Source organism: Streptomyces nodosus (assembly GCF_008704995.1).
GTDB lineage: Bacteria > Actinomycetota > Actinomycetes > Streptomycetales > Streptomycetaceae > Streptomyces > Streptomyces nodosus.
The window spans coordinates 3251475-3267144 of record NZ_CP023747.1 but is presented as its reverse complement, the minus strand read 5'-3'; the positions used below and the strand labels follow the sequence as shown (position 1 = coordinate 3267144).

General features: G+C 71.9%; 12 protein-coding genes. All 12 read left to right on the top strand.

Annotation, left to right across the window (positions count from 1 at the left end):
• Positions 1-350 precede the first annotated feature (350 nt).
• The 12 genes from CP978_RS14720 to galK all read left to right on the top strand — a co-directional run bounded on the left by CP978_RS14720 (position 351) and on the right by galK (position 15634).
• Positions 351-785, top strand: a complete 435-nt coding sequence (locus tag CP978_RS14720) for a hypothetical protein (RefSeq protein ID WP_043441044.1) — start codon at positions 351-353, stop codon at positions 783-785.
• A 98-nt stretch (positions 786-883) separates the two neighbouring features.
• The gene (locus tag CP978_RS14715) at positions 884-1792 is read left to right on the top strand and encodes a TatD family hydrolase (RefSeq protein WP_043441042.1); all 909 of its coding nucleotides are present in this window, start codon (positions 884-886) and stop codon (positions 1790-1792) included.
• A gap of 176 nt (positions 1793-1968) precedes the next feature.
• Positions 1969-3285 carry a resuscitation-promoting factor gene (locus CP978_RS14710; protein WP_079162524.1) on the top strand — a complete coding sequence of 439 codons (1317 nt, stop codon included), beginning with the start codon at positions 1969-1971 and terminating at the stop codon, positions 3283-3285.
• Positions 3286-3435: 150 nt separating this feature from the next.
• Positions 3436-4368 carry a 16S rRNA (adenine(1518)-N(6)/adenine(1519)-N(6))-dimethyltransferase RsmA gene (gene rsmA / locus CP978_RS14705; RefSeq protein WP_242647115.1) on the top strand — a complete coding sequence of 311 codons (933 nt, stop codon included), beginning with the start codon at positions 3436-3438 and terminating at the stop codon, positions 4366-4368.
• Positions 4365-5258: a 4-(cytidine 5'-diphospho)-2-C-methyl-D-erythritol kinase gene (locus CP978_RS14700; protein ID WP_043441037.1), complete on the top strand. Its 894-nt coding sequence runs from the start codon at positions 4365-4367 to the stop codon at positions 5256-5258. Before rsmA ends, CP978_RS14700 begins: the two co-directional genes overlap by 4 nt.
• A 173-nt stretch (positions 5259-5431) precedes the next feature.
• Positions 5432-7243, top strand: coding sequence for an ABC-F family ATP-binding cassette domain-containing protein (locus CP978_RS14695; RefSeq protein ID WP_043441035.1), 1812 nt, complete (start codon positions 5432-5434; stop codon positions 7241-7243).
• A gap of 235 nt (positions 7244-7478) precedes the next feature.
• Positions 7479-9293, top strand: a complete 1815-nt coding sequence (locus tag CP978_RS14690) for an outer membrane protein assembly factor BamB family protein (RefSeq protein ID WP_043441033.1) — start codon at positions 7479-7481, stop codon at positions 9291-9293.
• A 70-nt stretch (positions 9294-9363) separates the two neighbouring features.
• A complete protein-coding gene (locus tag CP978_RS14685; RefSeq protein ID WP_043441031.1) occupies positions 9364-11193 on the top strand; it encodes an outer membrane protein assembly factor BamB family protein in 1830 nt (609 codons plus the stop codon).
• Positions 11194-11482: 289 nt separating this feature from the next.
• Positions 11483-12166 (top strand): helix-turn-helix transcriptional regulator, encoded by a 684-nt coding sequence (locus tag CP978_RS14680; RefSeq protein WP_043441029.1) that lies wholly within the window; start codon positions 11483-11485, stop codon positions 12164-12166.
• Positions 12167-12413: 247 nt separating this feature from the next.
• Positions 12414-13523, top strand: coding sequence for a galactose-1-phosphate uridylyltransferase (locus CP978_RS14675; protein ID WP_043441026.1), 1110 nt, complete (start codon positions 12414-12416; stop codon positions 13521-13523).
• Positions 13520-14488 (top strand): UDP-glucose 4-epimerase GalE, encoded by a 969-nt coding sequence (gene galE / locus CP978_RS14670; RefSeq protein ID WP_043441024.1) that lies wholly within the window; start codon positions 13520-13522, stop codon positions 14486-14488. Before CP978_RS14675 ends, galE begins: the two co-directional genes overlap by 4 nt.
• The gene (galK, locus tag CP978_RS14665) at positions 14489-15634 is read left to right on the top strand and encodes a galactokinase (protein ID WP_043441022.1); all 1146 of its coding nucleotides are present in this window, start codon (positions 14489-14491) and stop codon (positions 15632-15634) included.
• Positions 15635-15670: the final 36 nt, after the last annotated feature.

Genomic DNA, 15670 nt, shown 5'->3' with positions numbered 1-15670 from the left:
GCGGCGTGCGGTCCACCGGGCCTTGTCGCGTTCCGGCGGACGCGGGCGTGCACCGTCGCCCGGGGGCTCCCGGACGGCTCACGGCCCCGGTGAGCAGGGCGCATCTCCTCTGAGCGGACGCCCCACGGGCGGGCAAAGGGCTGTCGTCGAAGGCAAAGCCGGGACAGGGCCGAGCGGGTGGCTTTGGCAAGCGGAGTCCAAATCGCCTCCAACACTCGACAGGCCCTGCTGCGTTCGCGCTGGTGGAGGCGTCCACTGGGTGAGGGGACCCAGCCGTCCTCTGTGGGAGAGCGCGGGATCCGGAATCCCGCCCCACCGGAGCGCTTGTCCGGAGGACAAGAGGAGCAGGCATGAGCGAGAGCGCAGGGCGGACCGCCCGGGACACCGCCACCGCAGTCGTGTACGAGTCCTATTCCTTCGCCTGTATGCGGTGCGGGCATGGATGGGAACAGTCGTACGAGATCGAGCACCACATCGACGGGGACGGCCACGAGTTCGTGGCGTATGTGGTGGGTGGCCGGGTCGTCCCGTCGCCGCTGAGCCGGCCCACCTGCCTCAACTGCGACGGCCATGTGGTGCGCATCATGCGCGCGGGCCGGGTGTCCTCCGCGCAGAACTCGATGCACCGGCACCACCGGCCAAAGGGGCAGGACGCCTCCGGACCGTCCCCGGCGGCGGACTCGGCAGCGGACCCGGAGGCGGACCCGGAGGCGGACTCCGACGAGCAGCACCACTGGCACTTCTCGGACCTGCTGCACCCCTTCCAGCACCGCAAGGCCGGATAAGGGGCGGACCGCGGGCGGAGGGGGGCGGACCGTCGGCGAGGAGGGACGGAAACCGCCTCCCAGCCGGGGCGGCACGGCCCTTCCGTAGGATCGGGGGTATGCCTTCCCCAGCCGCCGACAAGCTCTCCCCGGCCCCCGACAAGAACGTGCCGCCGCCGCTCCCCGAGCCCCTGCGGGTGGCCGTCGCCGACTCGCACACCCATCTGGACATGCAGTCCGGCACGGTGGAGGAGGGTCTCGCCAAGGCCGCGTCGGTCGGCGTGACGACGGTCGTCCAGGTCGGCTGCGATGTGAAGGGCTCGCGCTGGGCCGCCGAGACGGCCGCCGCCCATGACGCGGTGCACGCGGCCGTCGCACTGCACCCCAACGAGGCACCGCGCATCGTCCACGGCGACCCCCCGGGAGGCTGGTCCCGGCAGGAGGGCGGCCGTGCACCGGGCGGCGACGCGGCCCTGGACGACGCGCTCGCCGAGATCGACCGCCTCGCCGTCCTGCCGCAGGTCAAGGGCGTCGGCGAGACCGGGCTCGACCACTTCCGCACCGGGCCGGAGGGCCGGGCCGTCCAGGAGCGGTCCTTCCGCGCCCATATTGAGATCGCCAAACGGCACGGCAAGGCCCTGGTCATCCACGACCGCGAGGCCCACGCCGATGTGCTGCGCATCCTCGAGGAGGAGGGTGCGCCCGAGCGGACGATCTTCCACTGCTACTCGGGTGATGCCGAGATGGCGGAGATCTGCGCCCGTGCCGGCTACTTCATGTCCTTCGCCGGCAATGTGACCTTCAAGAACGCGCAGCCGCTGCGGGACGCGCTCACCGTGGCCCCTCTCGACCTCGTCCTGGTGGAGACGGACGCGCCGTTCCTGACACCCGCCCCGTTCCGCGGCCGGCCCAACGCGCCCTATCTCGTGCCGGTCACGGTCCGTGCGATGGCCGCGGTCAAGGGGGTCGAGGAGGACGCGCTGGCGACGGCCCTGGCTCGGAACACGGCCCGTGCTTTTGACTACTGAACGATGACAATCCCGGTGCCGTCCGCAACCGGGAGGACGCCGTCCGGGGGTCTTCGTTCCCCCGGGTGGCCGTGTCGCCACACCGAGCGAGGACGTTGCTTTGGAGAGTGACGGCCAGGAGTTAGGTTCTGGTCCCCCGTTTCGGACCCTCTCTGGAGCGTGTCGTCGTGAGCAATGTGAGCAAACGGCAGTACTCGCCATACGGGACATCCGGCCCGACCCTGGCGCGCCCCCAGCCGTACGGCCGGACGCACCCGGACACCTACCGGCCCGCCTACGAGGCCCGCGTCCCGGCGGGGCGCGCGCCGGAACCGCCCCCGCCACGCCGGGCGCCGGACGCCACCGCGCGCGCCGGAGAGCACGCCCGGGCCCGCCATGCCGCACGGCGCAGAAGGAGCGGCGCGCGCTCCATGAGCCGGCTGCTTCCCCAGGCGCTGGTCGTCGCCTTCCTGGCCGGTGGCACCACCGCGTTCGTCGCCAAGGACAAGGCGGTCGAGCTGACGGTGGACGGCAGCTCGCGGTCCCTGCACACCTTCGCCGACGACGTGGGCGATCTGCTCGCCCAGCAGGACGTCCCGGTGGGGGAGCACGATGTGGTCGCCCCGGGTCTCGGGACACGGCTCGAGAGCGGCGACGAGGTCGTGGTGCGCTACGGGCGCCCGATGTATCTCACCATCGACGGGCACCGGCGCCAGGTGTGGACGACGGCGCACACCGTGGACGGCGCGCTCCGGCAGCTCGGGGTGCGCGCCCAGGGCGCCTATCTGTCCACCCCGGCCTCGCGGCGGATCGGCCGCGAGGGTCTCACCCTGGACGTCCGCACCGAGCGCGTGGTGACGGTCATGGCGGACGGGCATACCCGTACGATCCGGACGAACGCGAAGACCGTCCGCCAGGCCGTCGAGCAGGCCGGGGTCACCCTGCGCGGACAGGACACCACCTCCGTGCGGCCGGGGAGCTTTCCGCGCGAGGGGCAGACGGTGACCGTGCTGCGGGTGGTCGGCTCCAGGGAGAACCGTGAGGTGCCGATCCCGTTCCGGGTGCGGCGCACCTCGGACTCGTCCCTGTTCAAGGGCACCGAGGTGGTGGTGCGCGCCGGGCGCCCCGGCACCCGCCGGGTGACCTACGCCCTGCGCACCGTCAACGGGGTCAGGCAGAAACCGCAGCGGATCCGCTCCCGGGTGCTGCGCAGGCCCAGGGCCCAGCTGGTGCGGGTGGGCACCCGGCGGCACCCGGGCTCGGTGTGGGGAGCCGAGGGACTGAACTGGCGCGGGCTCGCGTCCTGTGAGTCCGGCGGCCGGTCGCGCGCGGTGGACCCGTCCGGCACCTATGGGGGCCTCTACCAGTTCGACCGGCACACCTGGCGCAGCCTCGGCGGCTCCGGACGGCCGCAGGACGCCCCGGCCGCGGAGCAGACCTATCGCGCCAAGAGGCTGTTCGTCCGCCGGGGCGCCAGCCCCTGGCCGCACTGCGGGCGGCGGTTGTTCCGGTGAGCGGCCGCCACCGCCCGCCCGCCGGCCGCCGCTGCTCCCTCGCCGGCGGGCGCGCGCCCCGGCGGTTTCCGGACCCGCGCGGCACCGGGGGCCCGGCCGTACGCACCGGCGCGTGCACGGCCGCCCTGCGCCGCCCCGTACCCTTGGTCCGTGAGCAGCCCCACCCCCGACGCCCTCCTGGGGCCCGCCGACGTCCGTGAACTGGCGGCGGCCCTCGGTGTCCGCCCCACTAAACAGCGCGGCCAGAACTTCGTCATCGACGCCAACACCGTGCGCCGTATCGTGCGCACCGCCGAGGTGCGCCCCGACGACGTCGTGGTGGAGGTGGGCCCCGGGCTGGGGTCGCTGACACTGGCGTTGCTGGAGGTCGCCGAGCGGGTCACCGCCGTCGAGATCGACGACGTCCTGGCGGCGGCGCTGCCCTCGACGGTCGCCGCCCGGATGCCCGGGCGCGCCGAGCGGTTCGCGCTGGTGCACTCCGACGCGATGCGTGTCGCGGAGCTGCCGGGACCCGCGCCCACCGCGCTGGTGGCGAACCTGCCGTACAACGTCGCCGTGCCGGTCCTGCTCCATATGCTCGACACCTTCCCGACCATCGAGCGGACCCTGGTGATGGTGCAGTCCGAGGTCGCGGACCGGCTGGCCGCCGCGCCCGGGTCCAGGGTGTACGGGGTGCCGTCGGTGAAGGCCAACTGGTACGCCGACGTCAAGCGCGCCGGAGCCATCGGACGCACCGTCTTCTGGCCCGCGCCCAATGTCGACAGCGGACTGGTCTCACTGGTCCGGCGGGCCGAGCCGGTCAAGACCTCCGCGTCGAAGGCGGAGGTGTTCGCGGTCGTGGACGCGGCCTTCGCGCAGCGGCGCAAGACCCTGCGGGCCGCGCTGGCCGGCTGGGCGGGATCGGCCGCCGCCGCCGAGGCCGCGCTGGTCGCCGCCGGGGTCTCGCCGCAGGCGCGCGGGGAGGCGCTGACGGTGGAGGAGTTCGCCCGGATCGCCGAGCACCGCACCGCCGGGAGCCGCGCGACCGAGGACCGCGAGGCCGGGAACGGCACCCCCGACAACGAGGAGCAGGACCAGCAGTGAGCGTGACCGTACGCGTCCCGGCCAAGGTCAATGTGCAGCTCGCGGTGGGCGGCGCCCGGCCCGACGGCTTCCACGACCTGGCGAACGTCTTTCTGGCCGTCGGGCTTTACGACGAGATCACGGTGACCCCCGCCGAGGAGCTGAGCGTCACCTGCTCCGGCCCGGACGCCGGGCAGGTGCCCCTGGACCGTACGAACCTGGCGGCCCGGGCGGCGCTGGCGCTCGCCGAACGCCATGGGCTGGACCCGGCCGTGCACCTCCACATCACCAAGGACATCCCGGTCGCCGGGGGCATGGCGGGCGGCAGCGCGGACGGCGCGGGCGCCCTGGTGGCCTGTGACGCGCTCTGGGGCACCCATGCCTCCCGTGAGGAACTCCTCGACATCTGCGCCGAGTTGGGCAGCGATGTGCCGTTCAGCCTGGTGGGCGGGGCGGCGCTGGGCACCGGGCGGGGCGAGAAGCTCACCCCGCTGGAGGTCGGCGGGACCTTCCACTGGGTGTTCGCGACGGCCGACGGCGGGCTGTCCACCCCGGCGGTCTACCGCGAGTTCGACCGGCTGACCGAGGGCGTGGGGATCCCCGAGCCGACCGCCTCCGAGGAACTGCTGACCGCTCTGGCGAAGGGCGACGTCAACGCCCTCGCCGCGACCCTCTCCAACGACCTTCAGCCCGCCGCGCTCTCCCTGCGCCCGTCCCTGGCGGACACCCTCGCGGAGGGCCGCGCCGCGGGCGCCCTGGCCGGGCTGGTCTCCGGGTCGGGGCCGACGACGGCGTTCCTCGCCGCGGACGCCGAGTCGGCTCGGACGGTGGCGCGGGCACTGCGCGAGTCCGGCACCTGCCGCACGGTACGGGTCACGACGGGGCCCGCGGCGGGGGCGACGGTGCTCTGAGCGGTCCAGCCGTCCGGCGGAGGCAGCGGCCACCGGGACGTCGGCCAGGGCACGCCGTAGCGGCCGTATCCCGATCGCGTCATCACAAAGAGTGACGGTGCTCCGGCGTTCCGCCGCTTTCCTCCGAGGCCCTACGCTTGAAGGCTGATCGATCCCCGCCGAGCAGGAGTGAAATGGCCGTCAACCTGGTCAATGTCGAGAACATCAGCAAGGTGTACGGCACCCGTGCCCTGCTGGACGGCGTCTCGCTCGGTGTCTCGGAAGGGGACCGGATCGGGGTCGTCGGGCGCAACGGCGACGGCAAGACCACCCTGATCCGGATGCTCGCCAAGCTGGAGGAGGCCGACTCCGGCCGGGTCACCCACTCCGGCGGGCTGCGCCTCGGTGTGCTCACCCAGCACGACTCCCTGGACCCGGCCGCCACCGTGCGCCACGAGGTCATCCGGGACATGGCCGACCACGAGTGGGCGGGCAACGCCAAGATCCGGGACGTGCTCACCGGACTGTTCGGCGGGCTCGACCTGCCCGGGTTCCCGCAGGGGCTGGACACCGTGATCGCGCCGCTGTCCGGCGGTGAGCGCCGCCGTATCGCGCTGGCCAAGCTGCTCATCGCCGAGCAGGACCTGATCGTCCTCGACGAGCCCACCAACCACCTCGACGTCGAGGGCATCGCCTGGCTGGCCCGGCATCTGCGCGAGCGCCGCTCCGCGCTGGTGTGCGTCACCCACGACCGGTGGTTCCTCGACCAGGTGTGCACCCGGATGTGGGACGTGCAGCGGGGGGTGGTCCATGAGTACGAGGGCGGCTACTCCGACTATGTCTTCGCCCGCGCCGAGCGCGAGCGCATCGCCGCCTCCGAGGAGGCCAAGCGGCAGAACCTCATCCGCAAGGAGCTGGCCTGGCTGCGGCGCGGCGCGCCCGCCCGTACCTCCAAGCCCCGCTTCCGCGTCGAGGCCGCCAATGAACTGATCCAGGACGTGCCGCCGCCCCGGGACAGCAGCGAGCTGATGAAGTTCGCCTCCTCACGGCTCGGCAGGACCGTCTTCGACCTCGAGGACGTCACCGTGCAGGCCGGGCCCAAGGTGCTGCTCAAGCACATCACCTGGCAGCTGGGCCCCGGCGACCGCATCGGTCTGGTCGGGGTGAACGGCGCCGGCAAGACCTCCCTGCTGCGCGCCCTGGCCGAGGCCGCGCGCAGCGAGGGGGAGCGGCAGCCCGCCGGGGGCCGGGTCGTCGTCGGCAGGACCGTCAAGCTCGCCTATCTCTCGCAGGAGGTCGCCGAGCTCGACCCCGCCTTGCGGGTCCTGGAGGCCGTGCAGCAGATCCGCGAGCGCGTCGACCTCGGCAAGGGCCGGGAGATGACCGCCGGACAGCTGTGCGAGACCTTCGGCTTCACCAAGGAGAAGCAGTGGACGCCCGTCGGCGATCTGTCCGGCGGTGAGCGGCGCCGGCTCCAGCTGCTGCGCCTGCTCATGGACGAGCCCAATGTGCTCTTCCTCGACGAGCCCACCAACGACCTCGACATCGAGACCCTCACCCAGCTCGAGGACGTCCTCGACGGCTGGCCGGGATCGATGATCGTCATCTCCCACGACCGGTTCTTCGTCGAGCGGACGACCGACAACGTGTACGCCCTCCTCGGCGACGCCGCCCTGCGGATGCTGCCCCGCGGCATCGACGAGTACCTGGAGCGGCGTCACCGCATGGAGGAGGAGGTCGCCGCCCGGACCGCCGCCCCGGTTCCCGCGGCCGGCAGGTCCGCCGCCTCCGCCGCCGACTCCCGCGCGGCCAAGAAGGAACTCCAGCGGATCGAGCGGCAGTTGGACAAGCTCTCGGCGCGGGAGGCCACGCTCCACGAGCAGATCGCCATGCATGCCACGGACTTCGGGAAGGTGGCCGGGCTCGACGCCGAGTTGCGCGAACTCGTCGGCGAGCGCGAGGAGCTGGAGCTGCGTTGGCTGGAACTGGCCGACGAGGTCCAGTGATACGGAGGGGCCGGGGCCGGTAGGCGGGTGGCGCGCGGACGGTGTGAAAGGCGCGTGAAGGCGCGTAACGGGCGCATCACAGGCCGGTTCTCCCTTGGGAACAGGGCCGTACGGGCCCCGTGATCCCGGGCGGCGCAGTGATAAAAAGGGCCGTCCGGTACCACTTCGAGCGACATCGGCGGGGTGGGGTACCACGGGCGTGGTGACACATCAGTCAAGAGGGGGGAAGGCGCTGATGAATCAGCCACCCGGCCAGCCGCCGCAGGACGGTTTCGGAGCACCGCAGAACCCCCCGTCGGGTGGCTTCGGCGCTCCTCAGGAACCGCAGCCGCCCCAGCCTCCGTCCCCGCCGCAGCCGGGCTACGGCTATCCCCAGCAGCCCGGCCCCTACGCCACGCCCCAGCAGCCCGGCCCCCACGCCCAGCCGGGCCCGTACACTCCGCCCCAGCAGCCGGGACCGTACGCGCAGCAGGGACCGTACGCCCAGCCGGGGCCGTACACCCCGTCAGGCCCGTACACCCCGCCCGGCCCCTACGCCCCGTCGCAGCCGGGTTACGGCTACCCGCCGCAGCCGCCCCAGTTCCCGGGCGCCCCCACCCCGCCGCCCGGCGGTGGCTCCAAGAACCCCTTCAAGGGCAAGGCCGCCCTGGCCGTGGGCGCCGCCGTGGTGGCGCTGCTGGTCATAGGCGGCACCGTGTTCGCGCTCAGCGGCGACGGCGGGGACAAGAAGCCCGTCGCCGACAAGATCGGGAGCGCGAGCCCCTCCGCGTCGGCCCCGAAGCCCGCCCCGGTCGACCCGGGCGACGGCAGCGGCGACGGCGGCGAGGACACGGACCTCAACGAGGGCCGCAAGCCGGGCGAGGCCAAGGTCCTCTGGTACAAGGAGGCACCCGACGCGCCCGGTTCCGGCGCCGACGCCACCGGCATGTGGATCACCGGCACGACGGCGGTGAAGGCCGCCTACAAGCAGATCTTCGGCTACCGGGTGAGCGACGGCGAACCCTCCTGGGACCCCATCTCCTTCCCGCAGAAGATCTGCTCGGTGACCCGGCAGAAGTCGTCCGACGACAAGATCGTGGTCGCCTACAAGGACGGGGTCAGCGACACCGCCACCTGCAACCAGCTCCAGCAGATCGACCTGCGCACCGGCAAGAAGGGCTGGGGCAAGGAGGTTCCCGAGGGCGCGCTGTTCGACAGCACGCTCACCCTCGGCCTCACCCTCGTCGGCGACACCCTGGTGGTCGGCCGCTCCCAGTCCGGCACCGCGTTCGACCTGGGCACCGGCAAGAAGCTGTGGGACAAGCTGCGGTACGACGAGACCTGCTATCCGTCCGGGTTCGCGGGCGGCACCAGGCTGATCTCCATCTCCTCCTGCGCGGCCGCCACCGACAACCAGCACGACGAGGTCCAGGAGCTCGACCCGGCGACCGGCAAGGCCAGATGGACGCGGAAGATACCCAAGGACTGGCGCGTCGAAAACGTGTACTCCGTCGACCCGGTCGTCCTCTACTCCACCGACGAGGACGGGAAGCGCGGGAACATCGCCACACTGAGGAACGACGGCTCGGTGCGCTCCGAGGTCCAGGCGAAGGATTCCTTCGCACCCGACTGCGAGTGGGCGTTCCTCGACCGTGACCTCCAGGACTGCCTGGGCGCGGTGGCCGACGCCGACACCCTGTATCTGCCGACCGAGGCGAAACGCGGCCCGAACGACATCGTCGCGATCAGCCTGGACACGGGCAAGGAGCGGTGGCGGGTGAAGTCCCCGGGGGACACGTCGATGCTTCCGCTGAAGACGGAGGGCGGCCGTCTGATCGTCTATGTCGAGGCGTCGTACAACGCGGGGGGCCGGATCGTCTCCGTCCCGACGACCGGTGGGAGCCACACCATGACCACGCTGCTGCAGAACCCGTCGGGCGCCGCGCGGATCGAGAGCGACTTCTTCTCCAAGGCGATCGACTACGTGGACGGTCGTTTCTACATCTCCACGACCCAGCTGAGCGGCGACGGCAAGTCGAAGGAGAAGCTGATGCTGGCCTACGGAAAGTGACCCGGCCGCCGGCTCCTCCGACCTCGCTCCGCACCCCCGACTCCGTTCTCCTTCCCGAGGTACTCACACCATGAGCCAGCCGCCCCCGCCTCCGAACCAGCCGCCGTCGGGCGGTTTCGGCGCCCCGCAGAGCCCGCCCCCGGGTGGCTTCGGTGCTCCGCAGGACCCGCCCCCGGGTGGTTTCGGTGCCCCGCAGAGTCCGCCTCCCGGTGGTTTCGGCGCGGCCCCGACGCCGCCCCCGCCCTCGCCGGGCTCGTCCCCGACGCCTCCACCGCCCGGACAGGGCCCGGGCTACGCCTACCCGCATCCGGGGACCCCGCCGCAGCAGCCCTACGGCTACCCGCAGCAGCCCGGCTACGGCTATCCCAACCAGCAGCCCGGGTACGGCCACCCGAACCAGCCCGGCTTCGCCCATGCGCCGACCGTCCCGGTACAGCCGAAGGCCTCCGGCGGCCGCAGGCTGACGTCCGCCCAGCTGTGGATCGTCGGCTCCGCGCTCCTGGCCATCGCGCTGATCATCGGCACCGGTGTCTGGTACGCGAACAGCTCGGCCTCCGACGGCGACCCACACCCGCACTCCGCCGCCGGAACCGGTGACAAGGGTGGCGACACCGGCCAGGGCGGCACCGGTGGGTCCGACGGCAAGGCGAGGGAGAAGGTGCCGGCCGACCCCGGCGCCAAGGTCCTCTTCCAGATACCCGCGCCGGAGATCAAGGACAAGAACCAGATCGACAGCGTCGTGGGCTCCTGGCTCACCGACTCCGTCTATGCCAAGGCGAGCGTCGGCCGGATCGTCGGCTACGACCCGGACACCGGCACGACCAAGTGGACGCTGCCGCTGAACGGCCAGACCTGCGGGGGATCGCGCCAGGTCAGCTCCTCCGGGATCGCCGCGGTGGTCAGCGAGGCGGGCCGACGGGCCAACCCGAGGGACCGTAAGCCGTGCAGCGAGATCACCGCGTTCGAGGTGGCCACCGGCAAGAAGCTGTGGACCGGGTCGGTCAAGACCGGTGACACCCCGGTCACTTTCCGAGAGGTCTCGATCAGCGGCAATACGGTCGCGGCCGGCGGCAGTTACGACGGTGGAGCCGCCTTCGACCTGACCACCGGCAAGGTGCTCTGGCAGCCCAAGGTGGGGTCCTGCATGGACGTCGGTTACGCGGGCGGCGAGCAGCTGGTCGCGGTGCGCCGATGCGGCAGCTACGGCGACTGGGCGTACGAGGTGCAGCTCCTCGACTCGAAGTCCGGCAGCGTCAAGTGGAGCTACAAGCTCCCCCACGGCATCGACAACGCCAAGGTGATCTCCACCGCGCCGGTCGTGTTCGGCGTGGACTCGGGTGACATCACCGCCTCCGGTGTCACGGACGTCTTCTCCCTGGACGACACCGGCAAGCTGCGCACGAAGATCACATTGGCGGACGGCAAGTACGACCACGACTGCGGTGTCGGCAAGGTCGACGACTGCCATGCGATCACGGTGGGCAACGACCAGCTGTATGTGCCGAACAGAAGCCACGAGGCGGCCGGCAGCATCGGCATGACCAATGAGATCGTCGCGTTCTCGCTGGACACCGGGAAGACCACCGGCAAGATCGACGAGGGCGACGGCTCCGAGATCTTCCCGTTCCGCATGGACGGCGGGAACGTGCTGGTGTACAAGCGCGGCTCGTACGACGAGGGTTCCCAGGTGCTCTCGGCCGACGGCAAGAGCCTGAAGACGACCAAGCTGCTGGAGACCCCGGCATCCAACGAGGTGTCGAACGCGATCAGCAGCATGGTCCCCAAGACGTCCGAACTGCTCTACACCGACGGCCGGTTGTTCTTCGGCAAGGACCTGGTGTCCAAGCCGTTCCGGGACGACGAGAAGGAGTACATCGCGCTCGGCTTCGGCGCGAAGTAGCACTGCGGCGCAAAGGAGCGCTGCGGCGCGAAACAGCACCACGGCGCGCGCACGGCGAGGGCCTCGCTCCTGTTCGGGGGCGGGGCCTTTCGCGTACCGCTCATCAGGCCCGAAAGGAGGGGATGTCGGCAATCAGGGGTACTTCTCACCGGTAGGGGAAGCGCCAGGTCGAACAAGCGTGTAGCTTCCCTGGGCATGAAGAGCGGGGGGCGCGGCCGGGGGCTTCTTTTCGTGCGGGCCGGCGGTCATCCATAGTGGGCATCCGTGGGGGGACTGGGGGGATGGCTCGATGGGAGTGCGGCTGATGGTGGTCGACGACCACCGACTGCTCGCCGAGGCGCTGGCCTCGGCACTGAAGCTGCGGGGGCACCGGGTGCTCGCCGCGGCCGCGCCCACCGCGGGCGCGGCGGACGTGGTGATCAGCAGGGCACCCGAGGTGTGCCTGCTGGGCACCGCGACCCCCGCCGAGCCGGGGGTCTTCGACCCGGTGGTGCGGATCAAGAAGGAGCGTCCGCAGATCGCGGTGCTGGTCCTCGGGCCGGTGCCGAGCCCGCGCGGCATCGCGGCCGCGTTCGCCGCCGGCGCCTCGGGTTATGTGCGGCACGACGAGCGCATCGAGGGCGTGGAGCGGGCGATCGTCAAGGCGAGGGCGGGCGAGGCGGCCGTGGCACCGCAGTTGCTGCAGGGCGCGTTCAGCGAACTGCTCAATCCGGCGGCGCAGCCGGACGACGAGGGGCAGCGGCTGCTCCAGCTGCTCACCCCGCGCGAGGTGGAGGTCCTGGTGCGGGTCGCGGACGGCGAGGACACCCGGCTGATCGCGGCCGGTATGGGCATCGCACCGTCGACGGCCCGCACCCATGTCCAGCGGGTGCTGATGAAGCTGGGCGTGGGCTCCCGCCTGGAGGCGGCGGCCCTCGCGGCCCGTACCGGACTGCTCGACCGCGCGAGCCCGGTCGGCGACCCGACGCCATAGACACCCGCCGCGACGGACACCTGCCGCGACGGACACCTGCCACGGCCCTGCCGCAGAGCTGCCGCAGACCTGCCGTGAGCCTGCCGTCGACGGACCCGGGGTCCGACATGTCCGGTGGTGCTCTTCTGTGTGGCGATGGTGATGTTGACGCCTGCTGATGGGTCGTGGTTTGTTGTGTTGGCTTCTGTTTGAAGGATGCTGCGGGGGCCGAGGGCAGCCCGGCAGTGCGGCGGAAAGGCGAGCAGTCGTGAAGAAGACGTCGACCCGGCTGGCCGACGGCCGTGAGCTCCTCTACTACGACCTGCGCGACGACACCGTGCGGGACGCGGTGGACCAGCGGCCGCCGGGGCGGACCGTCACCACCTCCGAACTCCGTCGCGACGTACTGCTCGGCGACTCCGTCGCCATCGCCTCGCACCGCCAGGGCCGCGTCTACCACCCGCCGGCCGCCGAGTGTCCCCTGTGCCCCTCCCGGGACGGGAGACCGACCGAGATACCGGACTCCTCGTACGACGTCGTGGTCTTCGAGAACCGCTTTCCCTCCCTCGCCGGGGAGACCGGCCGCTGTGAGGTCGTCTGCTTCACCTCCGACCATGAGGCGTCCTTCGCCGATCTGACGGAGGAACAGGCCGGGCTGGTCCTGGAGGCCTGGACCGACCGCACCGCGGAGCTGTCCCGGCTGCCCGAAGTGCGGCAGGTCTTCTGCTTCGAGAACCGCGGCGCGGAGATCGGCGTGACGCTCGGTCATCCGCACGGCCAGATCTACGGATACCCCTTCGTCACCCCGCGCACCGCACTGATGCTCCGCTCACTCGCCGCCCATCGGGAGGCCGGCGGTGGGGAGAACCTCTTCGACGCCGTCCTGGAGCGCGAACTCGCCGATGAGCGGGTCGTCCTGGAGAGTGACAACTGGGTGGCCTTCGTGCCGTACGCCGCCCACTGGCCGTACGAGGTCCATCTCTATCCCCGGCGGCGCGTCCCCGATCTGCTCGCGCTCGACGAGGCGGCCCGCGCGGAGTTCCCCGCGGTGTATCTGGACCTCCTCCGGCGCTTCGACCGGCTCTTCGACGGGCCGGACGGCGGCGGGCGCGGCAGCGGCGAGGGCGGGAAGGACGCCGGGGGCGCGCCTCCGACGCCGTACATCGCCGCCTGGCACCAGGCGCCGTTCGGCCCCCTGACGGAGTTCGACGGCGTCAACCGGGAGGACTTCGCGCTCCACCTCGAGCTTTTCACCATCCGCCGCACGTCCGGCAAGCTGAAGTTCCTCGCGGGCTCCGAGTCCGGCATGAATGTGTTCATCAACGACGTGCGCCCGGAGACCGCGGCTCAGCGACTGCGAGAGGTAGCGAGTTCATGAGTGGGAAGTACCTGGTCACCGGCGGTGCGGGCTATGTGGGCAGCGTGGTCGCACAGCATCTGCTGGAGGCGGGCCACGAGGTCGTCGTCCTCGACAACCTCTCCACCGGCTTCCGCACGGGTGTGCCGACGGGCGCCCATTTCATCGAGGGCGACATCCGCGACGCCGCCAAGTGGCTGGACGCCTCGTACGACGCGGTCCTGCACTTCGCCGCGTACTCCCAGGTCGGCGAGTCGGTCGTGAAGCCCGAGAAGTACTGGGCCAACAACGTCGGCGGCACCATGGCACTGCTCGGCGCGATGCGTGAGGCGGGCGTGCGCAGGCTGGTCTTCTCCTCCACCGCGGCCACCTACGGCGAACCGGTCCACACCCCGATCACCGAGACCGACCCGACCGCGCCGACCTCCCCCTACGGCGCCTCCAAGCTCGCCGTCGACCATATGATCACCGGCGAGGCGGCCGCCCACGGTCTGGGCGCGGTGTCCCTGCGCTACTTCAATGTGGCGGGCGCCTACGGCCCTTGCGGCGAGCGGCACGACCCCGAGTCGCATCTCATCCCGCTGGTGCTCCAGGTCGCGCAGGGCAGGAGGGAGGCCATCTCGGTCTTCGGCGACGACTACCCGACGCCGGACGGCACCTGTGTCCGTGACTACATCCATGTCGCGGACCTCGCGGAGGCGCATCTGCTGGCGCTGGACGCCGCCGCCCCCGGCGAGCATCTGATCTGCAACCTCGGCAACGGCAACGGCTTCTCGGTGCGCGAGGTCATCGAGACGGCGCGCCGGGTCACCGGACACCCGATCCCGGAGATCACGGCCCCGCGCCGGGGCGGCGACCCGGCGATCCTGGTGGCCTCGGCGACCACCGCCCGTGAACGGCTCGGCTGGAACCCGTCCCGCGCGGACCTCGCGGGGATCGTCGCGGACGCCTGGGAGTTCGCGCGGAACATCGGGAAGGAGCGGTAGGTGGGCGTACGCGAGGACTTCCGGGAGCTCTTCGGAACGGCTCCCGAGGGGGTGTGGTCGGCGCCGGGCCGGGTCAATCTGATCGGCGAGCACACCGACTACAACGACGGCTTCGTGATGCCGTTCGCGCTGCCGCACACGACCCTCGCGGCGGTGTCCCGGCGCACCGACGGCCTGCTGCGGCTGCACTCGGCGGACGTCGGCGGGGGTGTCGTGGAACTCCGCGCCGAGGAGCTGACCCCCGGGTCCGACAAGGGCTGGACGGCCTATCCGGCGGGTGTGGTGTGGGCGCTGCGCGAGGCGTCCCACGGGGTGACCGGCGCGGATGTGCATCTGGCGTCGACGGTGCCGACGGGCGCGGGCCTGTCGTCGTCGGCCGCGCTGGAGGTCGTCGTCGCCCTCGCGCTGAACGACCTGTTCGGACTGGGCCTCGAGCCCCGGCGGCTGGCCCGCCTGTGCCAGCGCGCCGAGAACGTCTATGTCGGTGCCCCGACCGGCATCATGGATCAGACGGCGTCGGCGTGCTGCGAGGAGGGCCACGCCCTCTTCCTCGACACCCGTGACCTCTCCCGGCGGCAGATCCCCTTCGATCCGGCTGCCGCGGGCCTGCGCCTGCTGGTCGTCGACACCCGGGTCAAGCACGCCCACAGCGACGGCGAGTACGGCAGACGCCGCGCCGGCTGTGAGAAGGGGGCGGCGCTGCTCGGCGTGGACGCCCTGCGGGACGTGCCCCTCGCGGAGCTGGACGCGGCGCTGGCACGGCTGGGCGACGACGAGGAGCTGCGGCGCCTGGTGCGGCATGTCGTCACGGAGGACGCCCGGGTGGAGCGGGTGGCGGCCCTGCTGGAGGCGGGCGACATCCGAGCGATCGGCCCGGTCCTGACCCGGGGTCATGCCTCGCTGCGCGACGACTTCCGCATCTCCTGCCCGGAGTTGGACCTGATCGTGGACACGGCACGGTCCGCGGGCGCGCCGGGCGCCCGGATGACCGGCGGCGGCTTCGGCGGCTCGGCGATCGTCCTCGCGGAGGAGGCCGAGGTCCCCGCCCTCACCGAGGCCATCGAGAACGCCTTCACCACGGCAAACTTCACGCCCCCACGCATCTTCGAGGCCGTGCCCTCGGCGGGGGCACGGCGACTGTCCTGAGCGCGGACGCCTCGAGGCCGAGCGGTCGGCCGAGCG

Coding starts and splice junctions, on each gene's coding strand:
- CP978_RS14720 (WP_043441044.1), top strand. CDS start 351: ATGAGCGAGAGCGCAGGGCGGACCGCCCGGGACACCGCCACCGCAGTC.
- CP978_RS14715 (WP_043441042.1), top strand. CDS start 884: ATGCCTTCCCCAGCCGCCGACAAGCTCTCCCCGGCCCCCGACAAGAAC.
- CP978_RS14695 (WP_043441035.1), top strand. CDS start 5,432: ATGGCCGTCAACCTGGTCAATGTCGAGAACATCAGCAAGGTGTACGGC.
- CP978_RS14690 (WP_043441033.1), top strand. CDS start 7,479: ATGAATCAGCCACCCGGCCAGCCGCCGCAGGACGGTTTCGGAGCACCG.
- CP978_RS14685 (WP_043441031.1), top strand. CDS start 9,364: ATGAGCCAGCCGCCCCCGCCTCCGAACCAGCCGCCGTCGGGCGGTTTC.
- CP978_RS14680 (WP_043441029.1), top strand. CDS start 11,483: ATGGGAGTGCGGCTGATGGTGGTCGACGACCACCGACTGCTCGCCGAG.
- galE (WP_043441024.1), top strand. CDS start 13,520: ATGAGTGGGAAGTACCTGGTCACCGGCGGTGCGGGCTATGTGGGCAGC.